Annotated in this window: 23 protein-coding genes; 13 read left to right on the top strand and 10 right to left on the bottom strand. The window is 67.7% G+C overall.

What is annotated here, in order from left to right; translation table 11 throughout:
• Window positions 1–29: 29 nt before the first annotated feature.
• Window positions 30–788 (top strand): PEPxxWA-CTERM sorting domain-containing protein, encoded by a 759-nt coding sequence (locus E8A49_RS23075; protein ID WP_293386654.1) that lies wholly within the window; start codon window positions 30–32, stop codon window positions 786–788.
• A gap of 434 nt (window positions 789–1222) precedes the next feature.
• Here the strand turns inward: E8A49_RS23075 and E8A49_RS23070 are convergent, their stop codons facing one another.
• From E8A49_RS23070 to E8A49_RS23060, 4 genes are all read right to left on the bottom strand, one after another.
• Window positions 1223–1474 carry a hypothetical protein gene (locus E8A49_RS23070; RefSeq protein WP_293386653.1) on the bottom strand — a complete coding sequence of 84 codons (252 nt, stop codon included), beginning with the start codon at window positions 1472–1474 and terminating at the stop codon, window positions 1223–1225.
• 189 nt (window positions 1475–1663) lie between these two features.
• Window positions 1664–1816 carry a hypothetical protein gene (locus E8A49_RS23255; RefSeq protein ID WP_366928854.1) on the bottom strand — a complete coding sequence of 51 codons (153 nt, stop codon included), beginning with the start codon at window positions 1814–1816 and terminating at the stop codon, window positions 1664–1666.
• Entirely contained in the window at window positions 1786–2829 is a 1044-nt protein-coding gene (locus E8A49_RS23065) for a PQQ-dependent sugar dehydrogenase (RefSeq protein WP_366928853.1), read from the bottom strand. The genes E8A49_RS23255 and E8A49_RS23065 overlap by 31 nt, the downstream gene beginning before the upstream one ends.
• 134 nt (window positions 2830–2963) lie before the next feature.
• The gene (locus tag E8A49_RS23060) at window positions 2964–3419 is read right to left on the bottom strand and encodes a DUF2231 domain-containing protein (RefSeq protein ID WP_293386652.1); all 456 of its coding nucleotides are present in this window, start codon (window positions 3417–3419) and stop codon (window positions 2964–2966) included.
• A 125-nt stretch (window positions 3420–3544) separates the two neighbouring features.
• Here E8A49_RS23060 and E8A49_RS23055 point away from each other — a divergent pair, with 125 nt between their 5' ends.
• Window positions 3545–3985 (top strand): PPC domain-containing DNA-binding protein, encoded by a 441-nt coding sequence (locus E8A49_RS23055; protein ID WP_293386651.1) that lies wholly within the window; start codon window positions 3545–3547, stop codon window positions 3983–3985.
• Between the two features lie 12 nt (window positions 3986–3997).
• Here the strand turns inward: E8A49_RS23055 and E8A49_RS23050 are convergent, their stop codons facing one another.
• Window positions 3998–5800 (bottom strand): thiamine pyrophosphate-dependent enzyme, encoded by a 1803-nt coding sequence (locus E8A49_RS23050; protein ID WP_293386650.1) that lies wholly within the window; start codon window positions 5798–5800, stop codon window positions 3998–4000.
• Between the two features lie 370 nt (window positions 5801–6170).
• On the opposite strand from E8A49_RS23050, the gene E8A49_RS23045 reads away from it, so the two are divergent.
• The 4 genes from E8A49_RS23045 (at window position 6171) to E8A49_RS23030 (ending at window position 10563) form a co-directional block, all read left to right on the top strand.
• Window positions 6171–6377, top strand: coding sequence for a hypothetical protein (locus E8A49_RS23045; protein WP_293386649.1), 207 nt, complete (start codon window positions 6171–6173; stop codon window positions 6375–6377).
• Window positions 6378–6727: 350 nt separating this feature from the next.
• Window positions 6728–7117, top strand: a complete 390-nt coding sequence (locus tag E8A49_RS23040; RefSeq protein WP_366928852.1) for a response regulator — start codon at window positions 6728–6730, stop codon at window positions 7115–7117.
• 448 nt (window positions 7118–7565) lie between these two features.
• Window positions 7566–9962: an ATP-binding protein gene (locus E8A49_RS23035; protein ID WP_293386648.1), complete on the top strand. Its 2397-nt coding sequence runs from the start codon at window positions 7566–7568 to the stop codon at window positions 9960–9962.
• Window positions 9955–10563, top strand: a complete 609-nt coding sequence (locus tag E8A49_RS23030; protein ID WP_293386647.1) for a response regulator — start codon at window positions 9955–9957, stop codon at window positions 10561–10563. The genes E8A49_RS23035 and E8A49_RS23030 overlap by 8 nt, the downstream gene beginning before the upstream one ends.
• Here E8A49_RS23030 and E8A49_RS23025 read toward each other — a convergent pair.
• The 3 genes from E8A49_RS23025 to E8A49_RS23015 form a co-directional block, all read right to left on the bottom strand.
• Window positions 10496–10849 (bottom strand): hypothetical protein, encoded by a 354-nt coding sequence (locus E8A49_RS23025; RefSeq protein WP_293386646.1) that lies wholly within the window; start codon window positions 10847–10849, stop codon window positions 10496–10498. The genes E8A49_RS23030 and E8A49_RS23025 overlap by 68 nt on opposite strands.
• Before the next feature lie 404 nt (window positions 10850–11253).
• Entirely contained in the window at window positions 11254–11424 is a 171-nt protein-coding gene (locus E8A49_RS23020) for a hypothetical protein (protein ID WP_293386645.1), read from the bottom strand.
• Window positions 11425–11691: 267 nt separating this feature from the next.
• Window positions 11692–12525 (bottom strand): AraC family transcriptional regulator, encoded by an 834-nt coding sequence (locus E8A49_RS23015; protein ID WP_293386644.1) that lies wholly within the window; start codon window positions 12523–12525, stop codon window positions 11692–11694.
• Between the two features lie 233 nt (window positions 12526–12758).
• Between E8A49_RS23015 and E8A49_RS23010 the strand changes: the two genes are divergently transcribed.
• The 7 genes from E8A49_RS23010 (at window position 12759) to E8A49_RS22980 (ending at window position 23828) form a co-directional block, all read left to right on the top strand.
• A complete protein-coding gene (locus E8A49_RS23010; protein WP_293386643.1) occupies window positions 12759–13601 on the top strand; it encodes a transglutaminase family protein in 843 nt (280 codons plus the stop codon).
• 178 nt (window positions 13602–13779) lie between these two features.
• Window positions 13780–17052, top strand: a complete 3273-nt coding sequence (locus tag E8A49_RS23005; protein ID WP_293386660.1) for a DUF2126 domain-containing protein — start codon at window positions 13780–13782, stop codon at window positions 17050–17052.
• Window positions 17042–19573, top strand: coding sequence for a circularly permuted type 2 ATP-grasp protein (locus E8A49_RS23000; protein WP_293386642.1), 2532 nt, complete (start codon window positions 17042–17044; stop codon window positions 19571–19573). Before E8A49_RS23005 ends, E8A49_RS23000 begins: the two co-directional genes overlap by 11 nt.
• Window positions 19570–20469: a transglutaminase family protein gene (locus E8A49_RS22995; protein ID WP_293386641.1), complete on the top strand. Its 900-nt coding sequence runs from the start codon at window positions 19570–19572 to the stop codon at window positions 20467–20469. Before E8A49_RS23000 ends, E8A49_RS22995 begins: the two co-directional genes overlap by 4 nt.
• 46 nt (window positions 20470–20515) lie before the next feature.
• Complete coding sequence (locus tag E8A49_RS22990; RefSeq protein WP_293386640.1) at window positions 20516–20692, top strand: hypothetical protein; 177 nt, start codon at window positions 20516–20518, stop codon at window positions 20690–20692.
• A gap of 126 nt (window positions 20693–20818) precedes the next feature.
• Window positions 20819–23335 carry a PAS domain-containing sensor histidine kinase gene (locus E8A49_RS22985; RefSeq protein WP_293386639.1) on the top strand — a complete coding sequence of 839 codons (2517 nt, stop codon included), beginning with the start codon at window positions 20819–20821 and terminating at the stop codon, window positions 23333–23335.
• 70 nt (window positions 23336–23405) lie between these two features.
• Complete coding sequence (locus E8A49_RS22980) at window positions 23406–23828, top strand: MucR family transcriptional regulator (protein ID WP_293386638.1); 423 nt, start codon at window positions 23406–23408, stop codon at window positions 23826–23828.
• Between the two features lie 562 nt (window positions 23829–24390).
• On the opposite strand, the gene E8A49_RS22975 is transcribed toward E8A49_RS22980, so the two are convergent.
• Both E8A49_RS22975 and E8A49_RS22970 read right to left on the bottom strand, forming a co-directional pair.
• Entirely contained in the window at window positions 24391–24873 is a 483-nt protein-coding gene (locus E8A49_RS22975; RefSeq protein WP_293386637.1) for a hypothetical protein, read from the bottom strand.
• Window positions 24870–25805, bottom strand: a complete 936-nt coding sequence (locus tag E8A49_RS22970; RefSeq protein ID WP_293386636.1) for an MBL fold metallo-hydrolase — start codon at window positions 25803–25805, stop codon at window positions 24870–24872. The genes E8A49_RS22975 and E8A49_RS22970 overlap by 4 nt, the downstream gene beginning before the upstream one ends.
• Window positions 25806–25924: the final 119 nt, after the last annotated feature.

Below are 25924 nucleotides of genomic sequence, written 5' to 3'. Positions count from 1 at the left end.
ATACACGCTTTCAGCGCTAGGTGAATTCGATGAAATACCGTTCATTGGCCGTGCTCGGCGCCGCTTTCGCAGCCGCCGCCCTCGCCGGCGCCGCTCAGGCCGACGTCACCGTCTACGACAACAATTTCGAGTCCGGCTCGACCGCGGGCTTCACCGGCGCGGGCGGCTATACGCCGACGATCGACGTGGCGCCGAACGGCTCGACCAAATTCCTCGGCAACCTGTCCACGGGCCAGACGACGGCGGTGTTGACCCTGAACACCGCGGGCTTGACCTCCGTGACCCTGAACTACGACCTGTATTCGATCCTGTCGCAGGACGGCAACGCCAACGGGGCCGGTGGCGGGAGCGGCGATTCCTTCGTGGTCACCGCGGGCGGAAACACGATCTCCAACTTCACCTTCGCGAACTACTTCGGCGGCAATACCCAGAGCTTCTGCGGCTCGGACGGGTCCGGCGGCTATGTCACGGGCTCCTGCGCGCCGCAGACCGGCGCCAGCGCCAAGGACACCCTGGGCTATGGCGCGCCGGGCGGCGGCTATGACGATGCGACCTATGACTTCAGCTATACGTTCACGCCGACCGGGGCGACCACCGTGATCACCTTCACCAGCAACGACAACGAAGGCGTGGCCAACGAATTCTACGGCATCGACAACGTCGCGGTGACCGGCGTTCGCCCCGTAACGGCCGGCGGCGTGCCAGAGCCGGCGTCCTGGGCGCTGATGATCATGGGCTTCGGCGGCGCTGGCGCGCTCCTGCGCCGCCGCCGGCTGGTCGCCGCCTAGTCCGGCGGCCCCCGGAGTCTGACGAAGCGCCCTGCCTTTGCGAGGCGCTTTTCCGTGGATGTCGGTCCGGTCAAGAGCGTCCGCCGCCCGGTAGTGTCTCAGTTTGAATTTTCGTCGGAGGGGTTTTCCCAGACAGCCGATCACCGCTCCAAAGTTCCGCTGCCCCCCTTTGGACGCGAGCTTAGCGAACTCCATCGCGTGGTCGTCATCGCGGAACGGGAAGCCTGCGCCCTTCGCCGGTGCGCCGTTCTCTGTCAGGAAGAAGAACCGATATTGCGGCATTCGCAGCCCCGTACTCCAGTGCGCCTTAGAACCACAGCTGCCCCCCGGGTTCCGGCTATGGGGCGATCTTCCTCTTGTAAGGCCCGCGCTTGCCCGGCTGCGGGCGGTTCGCGTCGATCCGTTCGGCGATGTCCGTCCGCGACCACAGCGTGTCAGTGATCCGCGCCGAAGAGAATGGCGCTCGTCGGTCTGGCAAAGGTCGGGATTGGCGGCGAGCGCCCCTGGCCATGCGATAGGGCTACGCCGCCACGAGCTCGGAAACGAGAAAAGCCGCCCGCTCGTCGGCTTGCGCCGTCCGTCCTCAACATGGCGAGGAACTCAGCTCGCTTGCCGCGCTCGGTCACCGCCAACGCCAGCCGCAGCGCCAGCGCGGCGTTCGAGATGCAGCGGTCCAGTTCTTCCATGGAGCGGAACGCGCCGGCTGTACGGCGTCGTCGCGCATGGAGCCTGAACCTGAGGTGGGCCGCAGGCGTCTTGACGGACGTCGCGTAGCGGCCTCCTGGCTTTCTCGTTTCAGGCAGGGCGGGCGCTTCGGGTGCGGGTCAACTGGAGGGGAAGCCGGGCTGACCGGCGCCTGAGGCGACGGCCGGGTGTCAGCTTCCGGCCGCAGTGACCCGCCAGACCGTATTTCCGACGTCGTCGGCGATCAGCAGGCCGCCCCTGGCGTCGACCGCCAGGCCGACCGGCCGGCCGCGCACCGTCTTGCCGTCGGGCGTCAGGAAGCCCGTGACCACGTCCTGCGCCATGCCCGACGGGCGGCCGTCGGCGAAGGGTACGTAGACCACCTTGTAGCCGTTGAGCACGGTGCGATCCCAGCTGCCGTGCTCGCCCACGAAGGCGCCGCCGCGATAGGCCGCCGGCAGGTTGGAGGCGGTGTAGAACACCATCCCCAGCGGCCCACGTGGGAGCTCAGCGCATAGTCGGGCGGGATCGCCTTGGCGACCATGTCCGGCCGCTGCGGCCTCACGCGCGGGTCCACGTGCTGGCCGTAATAGCTGTAGGGCCAGCCGTAGAAGGCGCCGTCCTTCACCGAGGTCAGGTAGTCGGGCACGAGGTCGGGGCCAAGCTCGTCGCGCTCGTTGACCACCGCCCACAGCTGGTGGGTCTGTGGCTCGAACTGCAGGCCGTTGGGGTTGCGCAAGCCGGAGGCGAACTCGCGCTGCGCCCCGGTGGCCCGGTCGATCTCCATGATCGCGGCGCGGCCGCGCTCCGCCGCCAGCCCATTCTCGGTGATGTTGCTGTTGGAGCCGATGCCCGCATAGAGCTTCGTCCCGTCCGGGCTGGCCGTCAGGCTCTTGGTCCAGTGGTGGTCGATGAGCCCGCCCGGCAGGTCGCAAAGCTTCACTCCCGGCGTGGTGATCGAGGTTTGGCCGGTCTGGTAGGGGAAACGCAGCACCGCGTCGGTGTCGGCGACGTAGAGGTCGGCGCCCACCAGCACGACGCCGAATGGCGACTTCAGGTGATCGATGAACACCGTGCGGGTCGCGGGCGCGCCATCGCCCGCGTCGTGGAACAGCAGGATGCGGTTGCCGGCCTTGGTGCTGGAGTGCGCCTGCTTCTCGATCCAGTTCATGACGAACTCCTTCGGCCGCCCGGGCGCGGGTGGCTTCGGGCCGTCGGATTCCACGACGAGGACGTCGCCGTTCGGCAGGACATAGAGCGAGCGCGGGTTCTTCAGGTCCTTGGCGAAGACCTTGACCTGCAGCCCGGGCGCCACCGTCGTGGCGTCGCCCCAGGGGGTGATCTTCTCCACCTTCATCGGCGGCAGGAGGTACTGGTGGATCTCTGGCAGCTAGGGATTGGCGCCGATCTGGCGGTGCGGATCGATCGGCTTGGGGCCGCAGGCCGCCAGGCTGAGCGCGGTCGCGACGAAGAGGGTCAGGCGCAGCGGGTTCACGCGCGGTCCTCCGGGCGGACGCCCACGCCATGGCGGTAGACCATCGACCAGCCGTTCCAGCCGGTGACGAGCAGGATCAGCACCACCAGCCCCGACAGGATCAGGCCGGTCGGCACGACGGAGGTGTAGGCGTCGCGGCTGTGCACGAAGGCGTTGAGGATCGCCAGCACGAGCGCGATGGCGTTGCCGACAGCGTGGATCCACACCGCCCGCAGCGAACGGATGCGCCGCTCGCCCAGGAAATCGATCAGGCCGGCCAGCACCGCGAAGATCGCGACCACCAGGCCGATGGTCAGCAGCCAGGCCGACATGTTGGCCCACTGCATGTTGGCCGTCTTCCAGTAGGCCAGGTCCGAGACGAAGGTCAGGACGAAGCAGGCGATCGGGATCGGCACGAGCATCGGATGCAGCGGATGGCCGCCGATCCGTGCGGTTGAACGGGGGTTGGGCATCGAACGCTGCCCCTCAGGAGTCTCGTGGCCTGCAATACGGTTCGCCCTGGCGGAGGTTCCTCAGGATGCGGCTGCGACTCCGGTGCGGCGTCGGGGGTTCGCGCTCCAACGTTGGAGGCCTGGCGATGAAGTCGAAACTGGTCTGGGAAAACGCCGGGGAACGGACCTTCGTCCTGGTGCTCGACAGCGGCGAGGAGGCGTTCGGGGCGATCGCCCAGTTCGCCAGGGACAAGGGCCTGCACGCGGCGTCCTTCACCGCCATCGGCGCCTTCGAACGCGCCGAGGTGGGCTGGTTCGATTTCGTCCAGAAGACCTACCGGCCGATCCCGGTGGACGAGCAGTGCGAGGTCCTGAGCCTGATCGGCGACATCGTCACCGGCGACGACGGCGGCCCCAGCCTGCACGCTCACATTGTGCTGGGGCTCAGCGACGGCGCGGCGCGCGGCGGGCATCTGCTGAAGGGTTTCGTGCATCCCACCCTGGAGGTCACGGTGGTCGAGACCCCGGCCCACCTGTGTCGCAGGAAGCGACCGGATCTTGGGATCGCCCTTATGGACCTCGACTGAGCTTGGACGCGCCTAGACCTTGAGTTCATCCGGCTTGGCGGGCCTCTCGTTGGCGTCGACCACCGCCTCGACCACCGCCACGCCCGGCGAGGCCAGGGCCGCACGGATCGCGGGGCCGATCTCCGCCGGCGTGGCGCAGCGAAACCCTTCCGCGCCGCAGGCTCGGGCAAAGGCCACGAAGTCGATGGGCGCGAGGTCGCAGCCGTATTCCGGATTGCCGATCTCCTGCTGCTCGAACTTCACCTCGGCCAGGCTGTTGTTCTTGAGCACGATCACCTTCACCGGCAGCTTGTGCGCCACGGCGGTCGTAAGCTCGCCCATCAGCATGGCGAAGCCGCCGTCGCCCACCACCGCCACCGACTGGCGCCGCGGATAGGCGATCTGGGCGGCGATGGCGAAGGGCAGGCCCGGCGCCATGGACGCCATCATCCCCGTGCCGGTCAGCCGCTGGTTGGCGCGCAGCCTGAGGCCCCGGGCGGCGAAGTGGGTGTTGGCGCCGCAGTCCAGCGAGATCACCGCATCGTCCGCCAGAAGCTCGCTCAAGGCGTGGATGACCATCTGCGGCCGCAGGGGCGAGCGCGGCGTCGCGGCCACCCGGTCCACGAGTCCGTTCCAGTCCGCCATCCGCCGCTGCGCCTCCGTCAGGAAGCCGCGGTCGGCTTTGCGCCACAGCAGCGGCAGCAGGCCCTGCAGCGTCGACTTGACGTCGCCGGTCAGGCCCACCTCGACGGGATAGCGCAGGCCCAGCCGGTCGGGCTTGATATCCACCTGCACGCCGCGCGCCTGGCCCGGCGTCGGATAGTACTCCTCCCACGGCATGGTCGAGCCCAGGATCAGCACCGTGTCGCAGGTCTTCATCGCCCAGGACGACGGCGCGGTGCCGAGGTCGCCGATCCCGCCGGTGGTGAAGGGGCTGTCGTCCGCCAGCACCGCCTTGCCCAGCAGGGCCTTGGCGACCGGCGCGCCCAGCAGGTCGGCCAGCCGCGTCACCTCCTCGCGCGCCGGCAAGGCGCCCTGCCCCGCCAGCACCGCCACCCGCGCACCGGCGTTCAGAACGTCGGCGGCGGCCTTCAGCTGATCGGCGGGCGGCGCCGCGAGCGGCGGGCTCCAGGACGAGGACGAGCGGGCGCCCGGATTGCGCATTGAGCGCTTGTCCGCCGAGCGCTTCATCTGCTGCACGTCCTTGGAGATCGCCAGGTGCGCCACACCGCGGTCGCCCAGCGCCGCGCGGCAGGCGCGGTTGGCGACGACCACCGCGTGCTCCGGGCCGGTGACCTCTTCATTGTAGAGCGCGACGCTCTCCATCAGCCGGACCGTCTCGATCCCCTGCTGGTAGCGGACGCCGCGCAGGTCGTGGAACGTCAGCCCGGTCAGCGCCACTACGGGCGCGCCGTCCATCATCGCGTCGTAGAGGCCGTTCATCAGGTGCACCGCGCCTGGGCCGGTGGTGCCCAGGCAGACGCCCAGGCCATCCGTATGCTTGGCGATGCCCGAGGCCATGAAGGCCGCGGCCTCTTCGTGGCGCACGCCGATGTAGCGAATGCGGTCCTGGCGTTTGCGCAGGGCCTCGATCAGCGAATTGATCCCGTCGCCGACGATCCCGAACGCCGTGGTGGCGCCCCAGGCGATCAGGGTCTCGACGAGGATGTCGGCTGTCGTCTCGTCGGCGTCGAAGACCGGCGCCGGCTGCGCGGTCAGGGCGGATCTCACCTCGGAGGGCTGCGCCTCGGCGACGGTGGCGAGGGCGCCGGCCGTAGCCCCCGCGCCGGCCGCGATCTGCAGGAACCCCCGCCGGTCCATACTTTTGTCGCTCATGCCAGCCTCCATCCGCTGGGCCCCGAACGAGGTCGCCGTCAATCGGTTGCGCGGTCGCTGGACGGCAAGCCGGGGGCGGGTCGCCTCGCCGATGACCACCCTTCCCAGCCCACCCCTGCCCCTCGACTTCGCGCACCCATGGAGGCGCAACTCGTCGAGGCCTCGCCGACCGCTGCGGCGCAAGGCGCCGGCGTCGCTCTTCAAGCGGTTCAACGATCCCGAACGCCAAAAGCGCTGTGCTGCGTTTTGCCTAGGCAGACGGGCTCGTCCCGCCAAACGCGCCGGTCCAGCGGAACGAGCGCTCCCATGAGAGCACTGAGTCTCCGCCCGCAATTGGTCTACGACCCCCCTTCTGGCCGGAGAGCCTTCCATGTGCCTCGCCGCGATTCTGGCGCTCGTTCTGCTGCCCTTGGGCGGATGGGCCATCGGCTATTCGCAGGGCGGCGCGATGGCTGGCGGAATCGGAGCCGGCGTCGGATTGGCGGCCGCGGCGATCCTGGCCGGCGTACCCACTGCGATCTTCTTCGGGGCTGAAAAGAAGAAATATGATCGTGAGAGCGAAGAGGAGGACGAATGAGCGAGCGTGCGGTGGTCCATCCACGCGCGCCGCAACCGTCCGCCTCCCGCCCCGGCGCCTTCCGGACGCCGTCTATGGCGTCCATACGCCCGCGAAGAGGCCAGCCCCGGCCTGGAAGGTCCCTGGGGGTCTGAAGCCACGGCGTTCGCGCGCTTCGCCTTGTCTAAGTAGTTCTACGTGCGCGCAAATCGCAAGATCAATCCCCGCGGCGCTTCGGCGACGATCAGCCTTCGGTTGGCGTATTGAGCGCCGCCCTGTGGAGGTCTCACCATTGGGACGTTCGTCAACATCCAGGCCGGGCGCGAGCCGCGCCACGGCGCGGGACGTTGGGGGAGGCGTTCCTCCCCCCCATGAGCCACGAACTGCGGACACCCCTGAACGGGGTCATGGCCACGGCCGACCTGCTGGTCAATCGGAAGGTCGCCGAAGCGATCCTGCAGTCGGCTGGGTGCACGACGGCCAGCGGGGTCGACGAGGCGCAGGGCGTCGCCGCCTCACGCGATACGCCCTTCGACGCTATCCTGATGGATATGCAGATGCCGGTGATGGATGGCTTGTGCGCCACCCGGGCGATCCGAAGCCGAGAGGCCGCCGAGGGACGGCCCCGCCTTCCGATCATCATGGTCACCGCCAACGTGGAGCCCATCCATCGCGCCGCGGCGGAGGCCGCTGGAGCGGATCTCCACCTGCCGAAACCCATCGACATGCTTGTCCTTTGGAAGCGCTCGACGGCCTGCTGAACGCGCGGCGGGGCGTGCATTCGACGGCGCCTCTCAAGCGCGCGGCCAGCGCATGATCCTGCGCCTGGGCTCCTTCATCATCGCGAGCGACCTGGCCACCTGGTTGCGAATTACGCCCCGCCTCGTCCATGTCCCAGCCGTAGCCCCGATGGCCGAAAAGCAGGGCCCCCCTGGAGCGGCCGGCGCTGGCCAGCGGACGCCGGCGGCGCCCATAGCGAGTCCCACCGACGCTCGGGCGCGGTATTTCCGACTTGCCGCACCGGCGCGTCGGGCGCATTGGTCGCACCCTCCGGTAGGACAAACACCACACCCTAGGCGGGAATTCGGCTAAGGTCCGGGTTCATACTGCTACCCAAAATAGTCTCTGCGCCGATCTCTGTCCGGGTACGGCTTTCGCTTCGCGAGCCTCCGGTCGTTGAAAGCCGGGCCGCGTCGCCCACGTCCCAAAATGAAAGTGCAGTATCTGCCCGGCCTCGAGCTTGCGGACGATATGCAGCTTGTAAACTTCGATCTCGGCCCGCTTGGCTTGCTGAAGCTGGAGTCGATCCGGCCGAGCGCGCTTCGGGCGGGTCGCTTGGCCGAGCAGCTTTTCGGCGCGCCTGAGGCCGACATGATCGCCGTCCAGGGCGGACGGGTCTGGCGTGGGAAGCGCGCCGGCCAACATGCCGACGATGCCGCGGCCATGCTCATCGCGCAGCACGCCAACGAGCCCTATTGGATTTCAGACGCGCAGCTGGACCCCGACTGGCGAGATCATCCCGGCGTCCGAGACGGTCTGCGCATCCGGTTCTGCGCCGCGGCGCCGATCCATTTGTGGAACGGCGGATGCCTGGGCGCCCTGCGGGTCTTCGATATCCGGCCCCGCCCCTATGACGCCGCCATGGCCGCGGGCCTGGCCGACCTCGCGGATTTCGTGGCCGATGAATGCAATCGCCTGCTGGGCGGCGAGGTCCGGCGCATCCGCGAACTGTTCGATCACGCCCCGGGGTTCCTGGCGATCCTCACCGGACCGGAACACGTCTTCGAACTGATCAATGCCGCAGGAACGGCCTTTATCGGCGATCGCGATGTACTGGGCCAGCCGATCGGCGACGTGCTTCCGGAGTTCGCGTCCCAGGGCCTGCTCGCGCTCATCCACAGGGTCTATGAGCGGGGGACGCCCTACGCCGCTCGTGCGGCCAAGATCCTTCTTCAGCGGACGGCCGACGGCCCCATGCAAGCGGCCTACGCCGATTTCGTTCTTCAGCCGATCAGAGGCGCAGAGGACGTTGTCACCGGGGTGTTCTGTCAGGGCCACGAGGTCACGCGGGAAAAGCTCGCAGCCGACGAGCTGGAGGCCGGCCGCCGACAACTGGAAGCCGCGCTCAGCGTAAAGCAGACGATCTTCGACCATTCGCTCGACGTCATCAGCACGATCGATGCGCAAGGTCGGTTCACCAAGGTCAGCAAGCACGCCGAAGACCTTTGGGGTTATCCGCCCCACGAGCTCCTGGGCCGCCCCTACATCGATTTTGTGCATCCGGACGATGTCGCGGCCACCACGGCGATCGCCGTCGAGATCGTGCGGGGCGTTCCGACCAAGGCCTTCACCAACCGCTATATGCATCGCGACGGCACGGCGGTGCCGGTGATGTGGTCGGCCGTCTGGTCGGTCGAGCATCAGACGATGTTCGCCGTCGCGCGCGACATGCGCGAGCACGAAGCGGCCGAGGACAAGCTCCGCCAGGCGCAGAAGATGGAGGCCGTGGGCCAGCTCACCGGCGGCGTGGCGCACGATTTCAACAACCTGCTGACGGTGGTCATCGGCAGTGCGGAACTGCTGTCTGAAGGGCTCGCGGACAGCCCCGATCTCGAGCCGCTCGCCCAGCTCGTTCTGGACGCGGCTGAACGGGGGGCCGACCTGGTGAGCCGCCTCCTCGCATTCTCGCGGCAACAGCCACTCCGCCCGCAGACCGTGGACTGCGCGGCGCTCTTCAAGTCGCTCACGCCCCTGCTTCAGCGAACCCTCGGGTCGAACATTCACATCGATGTCGCCGCGCCGCACGGGCTGGCCTGCCTCGCCGATCCGACACAGCTAACCTCCGCCCTGCTCAACCTGAGCATCAACGCCCGCGACGCCATGCCGGAAGGCGGGCGTCTCTCCATCCGCGCGCGCCTCGAACCCTCGAAAGGCTGCGCAGGCGCATCGGACACGGCGGCGGACGCCGACCTCGTCGTTCTCACCGTCGAGGACACGGGCGAAGGGATGACCGAGGCGGTCGTGAAGCGGGTGCTCGAACCGTTCTTCACGACCAAGGCCGTGGGCAAGGGCTCCGGCCTGGGGCTGAGCATGGTCTACGGGTTCGCCAACCAGTCGGGCGGGCGTTTGGAGATCACCTCGGCGCCTGGCGTTGGCACAGCGATCAGCCTGTACCTGCCGGTGCCCGCCCTGCAAATCGTGTCCGCGCCGGAGCCCCAGGAGGTCATCGCCCCGCCGGTCGCCCGACACATACTGCTGGTCGAGGATGACGACCTCCTCCGCCGTCAGGTCGAACGGCAACTGACCGCGCTCGGCTACCGCGTGACGGCCAGAGAGGATGGTCCGGGGGCCCTTAGGCGGTTGGGCGAGGCCTCGGACATCGACCTGCTGATGACCGACATCGTGATGCCGGGCGGCATCAACGGCCGGCAACTGGCGACGCGCGCGCAAGACATCATCCCGGGACTGCGGACGCTGTTCACCTCTGGCTTCTCCGACCATGCGAGTCTGAGCAGCGAGCTGGTCGAGCGTGCTGACTTCCTGGCGAAACCCTATCGTCGCGCCGAATTGGCGCGGCGATTGGAAATGGCCTTTGCAGATGGCTAGCATCGCCTACGCCCACATTGTCGACGATGACCCGGCCGTCGCGCAGACCCTTGTCTATCTGCTCGCGTCGGCGGGCATCGCGTCCATGACCTACAGCTCCGCGGAGGACCTCCTTGGATCTGTGGTGAACCTGTCGCCCGGGTGCGTGCTCACCGATGTCCGCATGCCGGGTATGGGCGGTATGGAATTGCTGGATCGCCTCAAGGCGGTTGCGCCAACTCACCCGGTCATCGTCATGACGGGCCATGGTGACATCGCCCTGGCGGTCGAGGCGATGAAAGCCGGCGCGGTCGACTTCCTGGTCAAGCCGTTCGCCAAATCGGCCGTGGTCGCCGCCGTTGAGGCCTCGCTTCTCGTCGGATCAGAAAGCGCGGCGCGGGGCGATGACGTCGCCAACTATCGTAAGGTTTTCGCGACCCTCACGCCGCGGCAGCGCGACATCCTGGGCGGCATTCTCGCCGGCAAGCTCAACAAGACGATCGCCCACGAGTTCGGCATCAGCATACGCACGGTGGAAGTCCATCGCGCCGATATCATGCAGAAAACGGGCGCGTCGCGTTCCGGCGGCCTTCTGCGAATGGCCATGCTGGCTGGCATGTAGCCCATGCAGCGTTCGAGCACCATTTTCTGAGGGTCTCAACCGGGTCCTTCGTATTGTGCAGCACGTTCCGGGTCGCGAAATGGCCGTAGTAGGGTTCGGCCGCGTCGGGATCGACATTGACGCGGATGGCCTGGCCTTTCCCGATCTGCTCGTCCTGCTGGATAAGCAGGGCGGACTCTGCGCCGGTCAGTTCGGCGAAACGGCGCAGCACCTGAGGCCAGGCTCCGGGATCAACCGCCGAGTCATAAACGACGTCGAGGAACTGATTGTAGTCCGACTGGTCCAACGGACTGACCCTGCACACGGAGGCGGCAGTTCAACGGAGCAATCACTCGGCCGCAACAGGATTCCGCAATTGGCGAGCCGTCATCGAGGGGTCGCACCTATAGCGAGCCGCATCCGCTGGATTGTGCGCTGGGCCGCCCCGGAATCGCAGCGCTGGCTCAAGCGCAGGCTCTTAGCCTCCTCAAAAGCCGCCGCTGCGGCGGGTCGAAGAGGCGGCTCAGCTCTGCGACCTTCTGAGCGAGGTCCTGTTGGCCGAGGGCGTGAGCTCGTTGTCGCACAGGCCGGGCCGGCCGCATTCGCTCTGCCCCATCAACATCGCGCCGTATTGGGGAGACGGATCACGGACATCGATTTGGGCTCGTCCCTCGATGGCTGGTCGATTGCGACCGCGGCTCGCCGTGCGATCTATCCCTCGCTCTGGCCCTCCTCGGAGAGGACGTCGTTGAAGACGTCGATGACGAGGTCGAGTTGCTCGGGGGAGCTGGCGAACTCGGCCACCTCTCCGGTCTCGTCGGTCAACCGCATGACGAAGTCGGTCTCGCGGATTTCCAGGGAAAACTTGGCCAGCTGTCTCATGGGCGAGGTCACTCGATTTCCAAAGGCCTCGCGCGGGCGGGGCGAGGCAGCGGCCAATGTCACGCTCCGGCGCCCGCGCGCCACTCGAAAAGGCCATGGTCACCGCTTCCGAATGAACCCTACGGTGCATCCGGCGATGGTGGTCGCACGCCTTCCCCATCGGCGCCGCGGGTCGATGTCACGATCCCTCCGCGGGCGACCCGAGACAGAGCCTGCGACCCTACGATCTCGCGTGGACGGCCGCTATAGGGTCGTGAAGGGCGGGCGTCAGAGCCGAACCGGCACCCAAATCTCCACGCCCCCCAGGCCGGTGGTCGTGTCGAAGCCATCGCTGTGGCGTTCCAGGGAGGGGGCGTCAACGGGCTCGGCGCCGCTGGCAGGCAGCCAGTCGTTCCAGATCGCGCCCACGGTCTCGCCGATGCGCGACGCGTGCGTGCGATGGCAAAACACCAGGTAGGTTTGGGCCTCCAGCCGTAGACGCGACAGGCCCCGCGGCGCGAGGCCGCCCGCAGCCACCTTCGCCGCAGCGACGTAGCGGAATCGGCCGTCATCGTCCGCGGGAAAGGCGACCCCCCAAGGGATCGGGTCTATGACTTCGGGTATCGCGGCGAAGAGCTCCATGAAACGACCCCATTGGCCGGGGATTCCAGCCGTGCGCCCCAGGCGTTGGTTCTCTGCAAGGCCGATGAAATTCAGTGCGCCGGGGGTCTCCCGTCGGGGCTCCTCGAGCGGTTCGGACGTCGACAATAGGCGGTGAAGCGGCTCGACCAGCGCCAGGCCGGCCAGGTCGGCGCGCCGTTTCACCGCCTCCGGGGTGACGCCTAGCAGAGCGCGAAAAGCACGGGTGAAAGCCTCATTGGACCCATAGCCGACCTCCAGCGCCACATCCAACACGCCCCGCTTCTCCCGCGCCAGGCGGCAGGCCGCTTCGCTAAGCCGCCGCTCCCGCAGATACTGGATCACCGGCCGCCCGACGGTCTGCCCAAACGCATGGGACAGATGGAAGCGCGAAACGCCGCAGGCCTGCGCCAAGCTCTCGAGGGTTAGCTCTTGCGTCAGATTTCGCTCGATCACCCAAGTTGCCCTCTCGACCACGGACATGATTCACCTCGTTGCTCGGAGGGGGCGTTCTAGCCCCCTAAGCTGAGGCTGCTTGATCGCAATTGCGGTGTCACGTCCGCCAGCTCGCCGGGTGCGCGGCCTGCGGGCCGAGGGTCGTCGCCCTCAAGGCGCCGCGGCGCAGATCGCTGGGCTGGGAACCCCGCAGAAGGGAACGGGTTCTTGCCCGACCGGGGACCGCCGGGGTCTCCATCCAACACGTCACGAGCCGCCCTATGAAGATTCGCGCCGGATATCGCATCGCCCTCGAGTGTCCCTATCCCACCCCCATGCTGCTGAAGCTCAGTGTCCGCCCCGAACGGCTGGGCGACCTGCTGACGCCGGACGACGTGCAGGCGAGCGGCGGCGTGCCGGTCGCGCGCTGCGCCGACGAATTCGGCAACCGGGTGACGCGGCTGGTCGCGCCGGCGGGGACCACGGTGTTCGCCTCGGATTTCCTGATCGCCGACAGCGGCGCGCCGGATGTCCAGAATTGGGCGGCGCGGCAAGTGCCGGTCGGCGACCTGCCGCCGGAGGCGCTGCCGTTCCTGCTCGGCAGCCGGTATTGCGAGACGGACCTCATGAGCGATCTCGCCTGGTCACTGTTCGCGCAGGTCCCTGAGGGATGGGCGCGGGTGCAGGCGATCGTCGACTACGTCCACCGGCGGATCACCTTCGGCTATCCGCACGCGCGGTCCACCCGCACGGCGCTTGAGGGCCATCAGGAGCAGGTCGGCGTCTGCCGGGACTACGCGCACCTGGCGGTGACCCTGTGCCGGGCGATGAACATCCCGGCGCGCTACTGCAACGGCTACCTGGGCGACATCGGTATTCCGCCGGTGGACGCGCCGATGGACTTCAGCGCCTGGTTCGAGGTCTACCTGGAGGGCGGCTGGTACACGTTCGACGCGCGCCATAACACGCCCCGGATCGGCCGGGTGGTGATCGCGCGCGGGCGCGACGCGGCCGACGTGGCCATGACCCATTCCTTTGGGCCGTCTCGCCTGACCGAATTCGCCGTCATCTGTGAAGAGGTGACGGACGCGGTGAAGGCGCCCCAGCTGATCGCCGCGGAATGACGCAGACGGCCGGACTCTAGGCCATCACAATCCGCAGCCTCGGCGGCCAAGCCGATCCAGGCTCGCCTGCTCATGCTTGCGGCAGAAGCGCCAAGGCGCCGCGGTGGCTGCATTTGGGGTCTGCGCGGGGACGGCGGAGGGCGTAGGGTCCGGGTCGCCTCGAACCCAGAGAACTGCCCTGTCGGTCATCGCCGCCCTCAATCACGTCACCCGCTACCGCTACGATCAGCCGGCGACGCTTGGCCCGCACGTAGTGCGCCTACGACCGGCGCCGCACACACGGACGCAGATCGCCAGCTACTCGATGAAGGTGACGCCGGCGGCGCACTTCATCAACTGGCAGCAGGATCCTCACGGCAATTGGCTGGCGCGCATCGTCTTTCCGGAGCCGACGCGGGACTTCAGCATCACCGTCGACCTCACCGCCGAGATGGTGGTGATCAATCCCTTCGACTTCTTCGTCGAGCCCTACGCCGAGACCCTGCCCTTCAGCTATCCGATGGCGCTCGCCCACGATCTCACACCTTATCTGGCAATCGACGACGACGGGCCGGGCTTGCAGGCGGCCGTCGCCGCCCTCGAGCCCGCGGGGCGGCCCACCGTCGATTTCGTCGTCGGGCTCAACGCCCAGGTCCGCGCCGCGGTGAGTTACGTCGTTCGCCTGGAGCCGGGCGTTCAGACGCCCGACACCACCCTGCAGCTCGGCTCCGGGTCCTGCCGCGACAGCGCCTGGCTCCTCGTCCAGATGCTGCGCAAGCTGGGCCTCGCGGCGCGGTTCGTGTCCGGCTACCTGTTGCAGCTGAAAGCGGACATCGACCCGGTCGAAGGCCCGCTCGGAACTCAGACGGATTTCACCGACCTGCACGCCTGGGCGGAGGTCTATATTCCGGGGGCCGGGTGGATCGGACTCGACGCCACGTCGGGCCTGCTTTGCGGCGAAGGCCATATCCCGCTGGCGGCCTCGCCGCACTACCGCTCAGCCGCCGCGATCACCGGCGGCTCGAGCCGGCCCGCCGATGACTTCGAGTTCGCGATGACGGTGACCCGTCTGGTCGAGCCCATCCGCATTACACGGCCCTTCGAAGAGACCGACTGGGCCGCCTTGGACGCGGTCGGCGAGGCCGTCGAGGCGGATCTGCAAAAGCAGGACGTTCGCCTCACCATGGGCGGTGAGCCCACCTTCGTTTCGATCGACGATTTTGAAGCCGCCGAGTGGACTATCGACGCCACCGGGCCGACCAAACAGACTCTCAGCGAGCAATTGCTGCGCCGCCTTAAGGACCGCTTCGGACGCGGCGGCATGCTGCATTTTGGCCAGGGCAAGTGGTATCCCGGCGAGCCTCTGCCGCGCTGGGCGCTGGGTCTCTACTGGCGCCGCGACGGCCAGACCGTCTGGCGCGACGCCCCCGCGGCCCTGGCGGACGAGCGCCCGCCCGCCGCCACCCTTGCCGACGCCCGGGACGTGATCCAGCGGTTGGCCGACCGGCTGGGCGTCGATCCGACCTTCATCCTCCCGGCGCGGGAAGATCCCTTGCCGGCGATCAAGGCGGAGACGGATCTGCCGCCCGGTGTTGAGCTGACCGACACGGCGCTCGACGATCCCGCAGCGCGCGTGCGGCTGCGGCGCGTCCTGCAGGGCGGTCTTTCGAAGACGCTCGGCTATGTGCTGCCGCTGCGGCGGGCGGTCAGCAAGGCCGAGGGGCGCGGCTGGCTCAGCGAAGCCTGGCGGTTCCGCCGCGGACGGCTCTACGCCATCCCCGGCGACTCGCCGCTCGGCCTGCGTCTGCCGCTCGACGCCCTGCCGGAGCTCAAGCCCGAGGACTACCCGCACATCACCCCCCTCGATCCGTACGAGGATCGTGGGCGCCTGCCTGACTATGCGCAGCTTGCGCAGGGCGGCGAGGGTCCGGATCCGCCGCGCAAGGGCAAGCCCGCCGCGGTCCGCACGGCGCTGAGCATCGAGCCGCGGGACGGCTACCTCTATGTCTTCATGCCGCCGATCGCCCGGCTGGAGGACTACCTCGAACTCCTCGCCCAGCTGCAGGCCGCGGCGGACGATTCCCCGATCCGCCTGGAGGGCTACGGGCCGCCCGCGGACCTGCGCATGGGGGTGCTGAAGGTAACGCCCGACCCGGGGGTGATCGAGGTCAATGTGCACCCCGCCGCCACCTGGCGCGAAGCCGTCGATATCACCACAGGGGTCTATGCCGACGCCCGCGCCGGCCGCTTGGGCGCCGACAAGTTCATGACCGATGGACGCCATACCGGCACCGGCGGCGGCGCCCACGTGGTGGTCGGCGGCGCCAGCCCGGCGGACTCGCCGTTCCTTCGCCGTCCCGATGTCCTTAAGAGCCTGCTGCTCTACTGGCAGCGCCACCCCGCGCTCTCCTACCTGTTTTCCGGCCTGTTCGTCGGGCCCACCAGCCAGGCGCCCCGCATCGACGAGGCGCGGCACGACGCGCTCTACGAACTGGATATCGCGCTCGGGCTCATCCCCCCGCCCAGCCGCCGGAAGCCGCCGGCCCCGTGGCTGGTCGACCGCCTGTTGCGGAACCTGCTGACCGACGTGGCGGGCAACACCCATCGCACCGAGATCTGCATCGACAAGCTCTATTCGCCGGAGGGTCCGACCGGCCGGCTCGGACTGCTGGAGTTCCGCGGCTTCGAGATGCCGCCGGACGCGCGCATGAGCTTGGCGCAGCAGCTAATCATCCGCGCCCTGGTCGCCTGGTTCTGGCGCGAGCCGCAGAGGGGCCGGATGGTGCGCTGGGGGACGGCGCTGCACGACCGTTTCATGCTGCCCCACTTCGTCTGGCGCGACTTCCTCGAGGTGATCGCCGACCTGAACGGCGCCGGCTACGCGATCGACGCGGGGTGGTACGAGGCGCAGCGGGCCTTCCGCTTCCCGGTGCACGGGCGCGTGGAATATGGCGGCGTCACGCTGGAGCTGCGGCACGCGCTGGAGCCCTGGCACGTCATGGGCGAGGAAAGCTCGGGATCCGGAACCGTCCGCTTCGTCGATTCCTCCGTCGAGCGGTTGCAGGTCCTGGCCGACGGTTTCAATCCCCAGCGGCACGTCATCACGTGCAACGGCCGCGCCCTGTCGATGCGCCCGACGGAGGTCTCCATGGCGGCGGTCGCCGGGGTTCGCTACAAGGCCTGGAAGCTGCGCAGCGGGCTGCATCCGACCTTGCCGGTCAACGCGCCGCTCACCTTCGACATCGTCGATCGGGCGAACAGTCGCTCGATGGGTGGCTGCGTCTATCACGTCACCCATCCGGGTGGCCGCAGCTATGATACCTTCCCGGTCAACGCCTACGAGGCCCAGGCGCGGCGCAAGGCGCGTTTCGAGGATCAGGGCCACAGCCCCGGCCTGATCAAGGTCCCGCAACCCGAGCCGACGGACGAGTTCCCGATGACCCTGGACCTGAGGACGCCCGGTGGCCGCTGAGACCGCCAGCCAGCGCCGAAGCGAAGACCTTGAGCCGTCTGCGGCCAAGCGGCTCTCCGCGTGGCTGCGCGGGTATTCGCCGCTGCCCGGCATCCCGGATGAGCTGTTCGACGCGACCGGTCGGCCGCGCGGCGACTGGCTGAGCTTCCTCGGGGACCTGGCGGAGTATCCGGAAGGCGAGTTCAAAAGCCGCTTCGACCTGGCCACCCGGCACATCCGCGACACGGGCGTCTCCTATCGGGTCTATGGGGAGGAGACCGAGCAGAGTTGGCCGCTCAATCCGCTGCCGCTGATCCTGGGCCAGAGCGAGTGGCGCCAGATCGCCCGCGGCGTCGAACAGCGGGCCGAGCTCATGGAAGCCCTGCTGCAGGACATCTACGCCGGCGCCACCCTGGTTGAAGAGGGCCAACTGCCCGCCGCGGCTCTTACCGGCAGCATCGACTTCCTGCCGCAGATGCGGGGCGTGAAGCCGCCAGGCGGCCGCTACCTGCAGCTCTACGCCGCCGACCTTGGCCGTGGGCCCGACGGGCGCTGGTGGGTGCTCGACGATCGCACTCAGGCGCCGTCCGGCGCGGGGTACGCCTTGGAGAACCGGCTGGTTCTGTCCCGCGCCTACCCAAACCTCTACAACGCCATGAACGTCGAGCGTCTGGCGCCGTTCTTCGACGGCTTCCGCAAGGGCCTGGCCGGGGCCGCCGACCGCGCCGATCCGCGCATCTGCCTTCTGACGCCCGGCCCGTTCAGCGAGACCTATTTCGAGCAGGCGCATCTGGCGCGGTACCTGGGGTTCCTGCTGGTCGAAGGCGACGATCTGATCGCCCGCGACGGCAAGGTCTACGTTCGCACCATCGCCGGCCTGAAGCGCGCGGACGTCATCCTGCGGCGGGTCGACGCCGACTTCATCGACCCGCTTGAGCTGAACAGCGCGTCCCGGCTCGGCGCGCCAGGCCTGCTGGCGGCGATCCGCGCCGAGGGCGTGGCCATGCTCAACATGCCCGGCTCGGGGGTGGTGGAATCCAAGGCGCTGCTCGGATTCTTGCCGAAGCTGTGCCGCCGGTTGCTGGGCGAAGACCTGCGGATGCCCAACATCGCCACCTGGTGGTGCGGCCAGCCGCAGGAACGGGCCCTGGTCGAACAGAATCTCGACGAGCTGGTCATCGCGCCGGCCTTCAACACCCCGGGGGAGAATGGGGCGCTGACGCGGCCCGGGCTGATGGCCGACCTGGCGCCGCAGGCGCAGGCCGACCTGCGGCAGCGCCTCACCGACCGTCCCGGGGACCTTGTCGGCCAGGAGGTGGTGCGGCTGTCGACCATGCCGGTGCTGCGCGACGGGCGCCTGGAGGCCGCCCCCTTCGTGCTGCGGGTCTATGCCGCTTGGACGCCGGAGGGGATGAAGATCATGCCGGGCGGCTTCTGCCGCACGTCCGAGCGGCCCGACGCCCGCGCCATCTCCATGGGCGGCGACGCCCGCACCGCCGACGTCTGGGTGATCGACGACAAGCCCGTCGAGCGGATCAGCCTACTGGCCAGTCAGGATGACGTGAAGGTGCGCCGAATCCTGGGCCATCTGCCGAGTCGCGCCGCGGACAACCTGTTCTGGCTCGGCCGCTACATCGAACGCGCCGAAGCGACGCTGCGGCTGGTGCGAAGCCTATGCACCAGCCTGATGGACTCCGAGTCCGCTGTCCACACCAGCGGCGAGACGCTGATCAGCCTGCAGCAGCTGCTCGTCGACTGGGGCGCCTTGGACGAGAAGCACCTCGGGGCCGCGGCGCTGGAATCGGCGCGCGACGCCCTGCACGACGCGACCGCCTACGGCTCGGTGATCTTCTTGGTGCGGGGCGCGCGGCGCACCGCGGCCAGCATGCGCGAGCGGCTCTCTGCGGATTTCTGGACCCTGCTGGTCAACCTGGAGAGCGAACTCGCCGAAGGCGCCCAGGCGCCGCTCTCCGAAGCCGAGGCGCTGCAGCAGGTGGAAAGCGCGCTGCAGATCCTCGCCGCCCTGGCCGGCCTCGCGCAGGAGAACATGAACCGCGTCGCCGGCTGGCGCTTCCTCGACATGGGCCGCCGCATCGAGCGCGGGATCAATACCTGCCGGGTGACGCGCACCTTCGCGCACGACGGCGCGACGCCCGACGATCTCGACCTGCTTCTCGACCTCGCTGACAGCCAGATCACCTACCGCGCCCGATACCTGGTGGGCCTAGCCCTCACGCCGGTGCGGGACATGGTGATGCTCGATCCCTTCAACACCCGGTCGCTGGCCTTCCAGGTGGAGACCCTCAAGAGCCACCTAGCCGTCCTGCCGTCGCTCCTCGCCGATGGCATGCTGGAAGAGCCGAGCAAGATCCTGCTGCCGCTCGCCACCGAGGTCGAGACGACCGACGCCCGGCAGTTGACGCCGGCGGCGATGCAGACCTTCGAGCGGACGTTGTTGCGGCTCTCCGGCGCGGTCGCCGACCGCTTTTTCCTGCAGGGCGCCCACGCGGTGCCGACGGTGAAACTGGGGGGCCTGGCGTGATCTACGCCGTTCGCCATCGCACCACATACAGCTACGAGGACGCCGTCACCTTCGCCCGCTGCGTGCTTCGGCTGACGCCACAGTCGTCTTCGGCGCAGACCGTGCTCGCCGCCGCGATTGACGTCACCCCCCGGCCCTCCGACACCCGCGACGGCTTGGGGCCGTTCGGGGAGAAGACCCGCACCGTGGTGATCGACACGCCGCACGCCTCTCTGGTGATTGAGGCGCGCTCCCGCGTGGATGTCCACGCGCCCTACCCGCCCGATCCCCGGCGCACCGCCGCCTGGGAAGCCGTCCGCGCCGAGACCTTCGAGAGCCGCCGTTTGGGCCCCGATGGGCCCGCCGCCTATCTCTACCCCACGCGCCGAACGCCGGCCGCGCCGGCCATCACCGAGTATGCCCGGCGGAGCTTCGCCAAAAGCCGCCCGATCCTTGAGGCCGCCACGGAGTTGATGACCCGCATCCGTGAGGACTTCACCTATGACGCTGAGGCGACCACCGTCGCCACCCCCGCGCTCGACGCCTTCACGGCCCGCCACGGCGTCTGCCAGGACTTCGCGCATGTGATGATCTCGGGCTTGAAGGGCCTGGGCCTCCCCGCCGGCTATGTCAGCGGCTACCTCCGCACCCTGCCGCCGCCCGGCAAGCCCCGCCTTGAGGGCGCCGACGCCACCCACGCCTGGGTCACGCTCTGGTGCGGCGAGGCTCAGGGCTGGATTGGCCTTGACCCGACCAACGCCCAGCTGGTGCAGAACGACCACATCGTGCTTGCGGTCGGCCGCGACTACGCCGACGTCGCGCCCATCGACGGCATCATCCTGGCGCCCGGCAGCCAGACCTTGCAGGTCGAGGTCGATGTCGTCCCGGAGGCGGAGATCGTTGCGGCAAACGCCTAGCCGCTGAAGCCGACCTCGCTCGTCGACCTGTCAGACGCCAAGACGGATGCTGGCGAAAGCGCCGTCCGACGGTGACCGAAACCCCGTGCGCCGCGCCGATCGCTCCCGCCTCGACGCGGGCGAGGCCGCTTTTCGTGTCCTGGATGACCGCCGCAGGCGCGAAGAGGCGCGGCTCCGCGCGCAGACCGCTGCGATGATCGACCCGGTGGGAACGTTCAGTTAGGCCGGAACATTCCCCCTTCGATTGCTGACAGCGAACTTTGTGTTCGAAGCGGGGGCCCCGCGATCAGCCATTGCATAAGTTCGCCGACCTGACCGAAGGCGACATCATCCTGGAGTCAGGCGAACGATGTCGGAAACCTCAGCGCCTGCAGCCAACTTCGCGCCGCGGCCGTTTCGCGAAATGCGGATCCTGGTTGACGCGAAGGACTGGTCCGCCACGCCCCTGGGCGCGCGCGAAGCTTGGTCTCAAAGCCTCAAGATGGCGGTGGATATCGTCCTCGCCTCCGGCTTCCCCATGGCGCTTCGCTGGGGGCCTGAGTTCGCCCTGATCTACAATGACGCCTATCGGCCGATCCTTGGCGATAAACATCCGTGGGCGCTGGGGTTGCCGGCCAGCGTGGCGTGGGCCGAGGTCTGGCCGCAGATCGAACCCTTCCACCTCGCGATCATGAGCGGCGCCAGCGAAGCCGTGTTCGCCGACGACACCCTCCTGCGGATCCAACGCTTTCAGGACCGCTGGGAAGACGCCCATTTCACCCTTGGCTACAGCCCCGTTCCCGATCCGGCGGCGCCTCGCGGCATTGGTGGCATCTTCGTCACCGCCGTGGAAATCACCGAGCGAATAAAGGCCGAACGCGAGCTGCAGGACGCCCAGAGGGCGCTTCGGGAGGCGAACGAGGCGCTGGAAGCCGAGCGGGCTTTCCTGCGGGACCTCTTTCAGCACGCACCGAGTTTCATGGCGGTGCTGCGCGGACCCGAGCACCGCTTCGAACTGGCCAACGACGCCTACACCCAGCTGATCGGCCACCGTGCAGTCGTCGGCAAGGCGGTGCGGGAGGCCTTGCCGGAGGTTGAAGGCCAAGGGTTCTTCGAGTTGCTGGACAACGTCTTCGCGACGGGCGACCCCTATGTTGGACGCCGCGTGCCCGCCAGCCTGCAACGGGGGGCCAAGTCGGCGGTCGAGCTGCGCTATATCGACTTCGTCTATCAGCCGATCCGCAGTTCGTCCGGCGAGATCGTTGGCATCTTCGTCGATGGATTCGACATCACCGAACGCGTGGCGGCCGAAGACGCACTCCAGCAATTCAACGAAACGCTTGAACTTCAGGTGGAGGCGCGCACCCGCGAGCGGGACCGCCTTTGGCGAAATACGCAGGACCTGATCGCGGTCGTCGACGCCCAAGGCGTCTTGACAGCCGCCAATCCCGCCTGGACGGAAATCCTTGGCTGGAGCGAGTCCGAGGTGGTCGGGCGCCATCACCTTGATCTGAACCACCCGGACGACGCCCCCCGAAGCGCAGAGGCCTTGGATCGCGCCATATCGGAGGGCCTGCCCGCTTACGAAAGCCGCATCCGCCACAAGGATGGCAGCTACCGGTGGATTTCGTGGGTCGCGTCAGCGGAGGGCGACCTTGTCTATGCGAGCGGTCGGCACATCACTGCCGAGAAGGCGGCGGCCGGGGAACTGGCGCTGGCGCAGGAGGCGCTACGGCAATCCCAAAAAATGGAGGCGATCGGCCACCTGACCGGCGGCATCGCCCACGACTTCAACAACATGCTGGCGATCGTCATCGGCAATCTCGACATCGCGCAGCGCCATCTCGTGCGAGGCGGCTCCGGCGTGGAGCGACACCTCAATCACGCACGCGAGGGCGCGACACGGGCCTCGACCCTGACGCAGCGGCTGCTGGCCTTCTCGCGGCAGTCGCCGCTGTCGCCCTCCGTTGTGGCGCTGAACGCACTTGTGGCCAGCATGTCCGAACTGCTTCGGCGCACCCTTGGGGAGCGCATCGCGCTGGAGACCGTCCTGGCCGGCGGCCTTTGGCTGACCCATGTCGATCCGAACCAGTTGGAGAGCGCGATCCTCAACCTGGCGGTCAACGCCCGCGACGCCATGCCTGACGGGGGAAAGCTGACCATCGAAACCGCCAACGCCCACCTCGACGAACGCTACGCCGCGCGCGAGGTCGGCGTAGCGCCAGGCCAGTACGTGATGATCGCGGTCAGCGATGTCGGAACGGGGATTCCGCCGGAGGCGATCTCCAAAGTCTTCGACCCCTTCTTCACCACCAAGCCGGTCGGCAAGGGCACAGGCCTTGGGCTCTCGATGCTCTACGGGTTCGTCAAACAGTCTGGCGGCCACGTGAAGATCTATTCTGAGCGGGGCCAGGGCACGACGGTGAAGATCTACCTGCCGCGCACCTTCGCCGCCGCTGAGGACGCCCTGGCCTCGACCACCGAGGGCGATCCCCCGAGGGCCGCCTTTCAAAGCGAGGTCATCTTGGTGGTCGAAGACGACGAGGCCGTGCGGCTGATGAGCAGCGAAGCCCTGCGGGAGCTCGGCTACACGGTCCACGTGGCGGCGAGCGGCGAGGAGGCGGTCAACCGTTTCGACGCCCTCCCGCGCGTCGACCTTCTCTTCACCGACGTGGTGATGGCCGGCATGAGCGGCCGTCAGCTCGCCGACACGCTTCGTGGCCGCAATCCTGATCTGAGGGTGCTCTACACGACGGGCTATACCCGCAACGCCATCGTCCACAACGGGGTGCTCGACCCCGGTGTCGATATCCTGCCCAAGCCCTTCGCTGTCGAGGAGCTCGCGATGAAACTCCGCGAAGTCCTCGATGCCCCGCCGTTGCGGTGAGGCCTCGCAGTGTCATTGTCTAAGCGCGCTCACTCAGCCAATCTTTGGGAAATTCGGGATCAACCCACCTATGGCCGACACGACTCTCCTCGTCCTCACCACACAGATCGTCTCGAACTATCTCGAAAAGAACCGGTCCTCGATCGGTGAGCTGCCCGCTCTGATCGCGTCGGTTCATGGGGCCCTGATGCAGCCAACCCCTGCCCCGCCCACGGAAGAGGCGTCCGCCCCCTCAACGGCGCAGATCCGCCGCTCCATCAGGCCCGATGGGATCGTGAGCTTCATCGACGGCCGCACCTACCAGCAATTGAAGCGGCACCTCTCGACCCACGGGTTCACGCCGCAGACCTATCGCGAGAAGTTCGGTCTGCCGAACGACTACCCCATTGTCGCGGCAGTGTATTCCGCGCAGCGCTCAGCCCTCGCGAAGGCGGCAGGTCTCGGATCAAAACGTCGGGGCAAGACAACCAAAGCCAAGGCGCCGAAACGCTAGGTCGTCCATGAGCTGGGCGTGTCGCGTCGATCTTCGCGGGTTTCGGAACACGCGCAGAATTTAGCCGGCGAGCGGACTCATGTCTGTTTCATCACGGCGAGCCGCGGGGCTCAGCGGCGTCCCGTAGAATGCGGCTGCCGATCTCACTGCGCTGCGCCGCTAGGTACGCCTCAAAACGACATCTACCCGTAGCCTTCGTAGCCAAATCAACGGGTTAGTCGTTTCCCACGACTTACACGTGTCTTACACAGTTCCTCGATTTCGGGACCAGAAGACATGCCCGCGCCGATCAAACGCGGAGCCATGAGCACCGACTTCTTCCGGCCAACGCAGTCCACCTATGAGGAGGACTCCGACACCATCCGGAAGCCCCCAACACCGTGATGTCAGGATTCTGAACTGCTTCGCTTTTTTACACAGCCTCGACTCATCTCTTCCGTTGGCAACGTCCGGATTCGGCCCGGTCGCGATGAACCCGCCAACGGCGAGTTCCGGGCAGAATGCCAACGGGTGAAACCGACCCATGTCGGACTTTGGGAGGTTCCGGTTTGGGCAAGATCGCTTAGGTATTGGAAAGAGAATCTTTACCGCGGGTGATCAACTGCCACGCCAGAAGGGGTAGCGTCACGATCATCAGCGGCACGAAGACGGCGAGGACCGGCCACAGCGGCCCTGCGACCCCGACCCTTATGGGCTCAAGAACCTTTCGGTGAATGCCGACGGCGATGTCGATAACCGTCTCAAAGATCAGGAGCCAGCTGAGCAGGACGCCGAGGCGCGCGCCCTTTCGCAGCAGCATGATCGAGACGGCCGCGATCGCCGCGCCCGCCAGATCGCCCACCACGATCTCGGTCACGGCGGTGTTCGAGATCTGGTAGCCGTCATGCTGGGCCTGGATGACGAACAGCGCCACGACACGGAAGACGTGCACAGACAGCAGCAGGCTGAGCGCATCAGCCAGATTCAACCTGTTGAGCCGGGGCGCGGCGAGGAAAAACCCCGCCAACCCGAACCCGATCAGGCTCGCCAGCTGAACCGCCCTCATCGCTTGGCGAGTCCCGCGTATACCAGACTGACGAAGCGGTCGGCGCTGTTGCCGAAGCCGGCGGGAAGCGGCGCCAGGCCTCCGGGGACCTTGGCGTCATAGGGCGCGGTCAGCTTTGCAGCCAGGATTTCGGGCAGGGTCTTGCCCTGGCCGATCATGGCCTGGACCTTGCCTCTGACGTCCAGGATCATGGCGCGGTAGGGGACCAGATCGCTGCGGCGGATGATGCTTCCGTGGCCGGGGACCAGCACCGTATCGGGCCCGGCGAGGGTCATGGTCAGGTCGACCGCGTCGAGCACGCCTTGCAGGCTGCCGCCGTTGCCGGGATCGATGAACGGGTAGCCGTAGTTGCGGTAGAAATCGCCGATCATGATCACGTTGGCGGTCTCGAAACGGACCATAGTGTCGCCGCCGGTATGCGCCGCCTTCAGCGGGATCAGGTCGATCGTCTCGCCGTTCAGATGGAGCTTTACCGGGTTGCCGAGCCCGTAGGTGACCACGGGCAGCCGGGCCGGGTCGGTTCCGGACGCCGCCGCGCCGACCGCGGCGGGCAGGGGCTGAAGCAGTTCCTCGCGGGTTTCCTCGCGCGCGAAGATCATCGCTCCCATCCGCGCGAAGTTGGGGTTGCCGCCGGTGTGGTCGGGATGCTCGTGGGTGTCGATCAGGACGCGGATCGGAGCCGGGCTGATCCGCCGTATCGCGGCTAGAACCTTGTCCGATAGCGGCGCGTACTGGGCGTCGACCATGACCACGCCGTCCGGCCCGACCAGCAGGCCGATGCGCCCGCCCGCCGCCTCCGGATGGCCCGGATCGACGTCTGGAGAGCCCGTCAGCACATAGACGTTCGGGGCCAGCTTTTCGGTGCTGAGCTCAATCTTGTCGAACGGAATGCCCTGGGCGGCGGCGGCCGATGCCGACAGTGCGGCTAGCAACGCGGCGATCCAAAAGCTTGCCGCTCCTGCAGTTGGTTTGAACATCGCCGGCCCATTTGGTTTAATTTCGCAACTGGATGACCCATATCCGCGAAATGGTTTAATTATGCAACCATATT

The organism is Phenylobacterium sp., assembly GCF_004799515.1.
Taxonomy (GTDB): domain Bacteria; phylum Pseudomonadota; class Alphaproteobacteria; order Caulobacterales; family Caulobacteraceae; genus Phenylobacterium.
The sequence above is the reverse complement of the archived record's forward strand: the minus strand, read 5'-3'. Positions and strand labels throughout refer to the sequence as shown.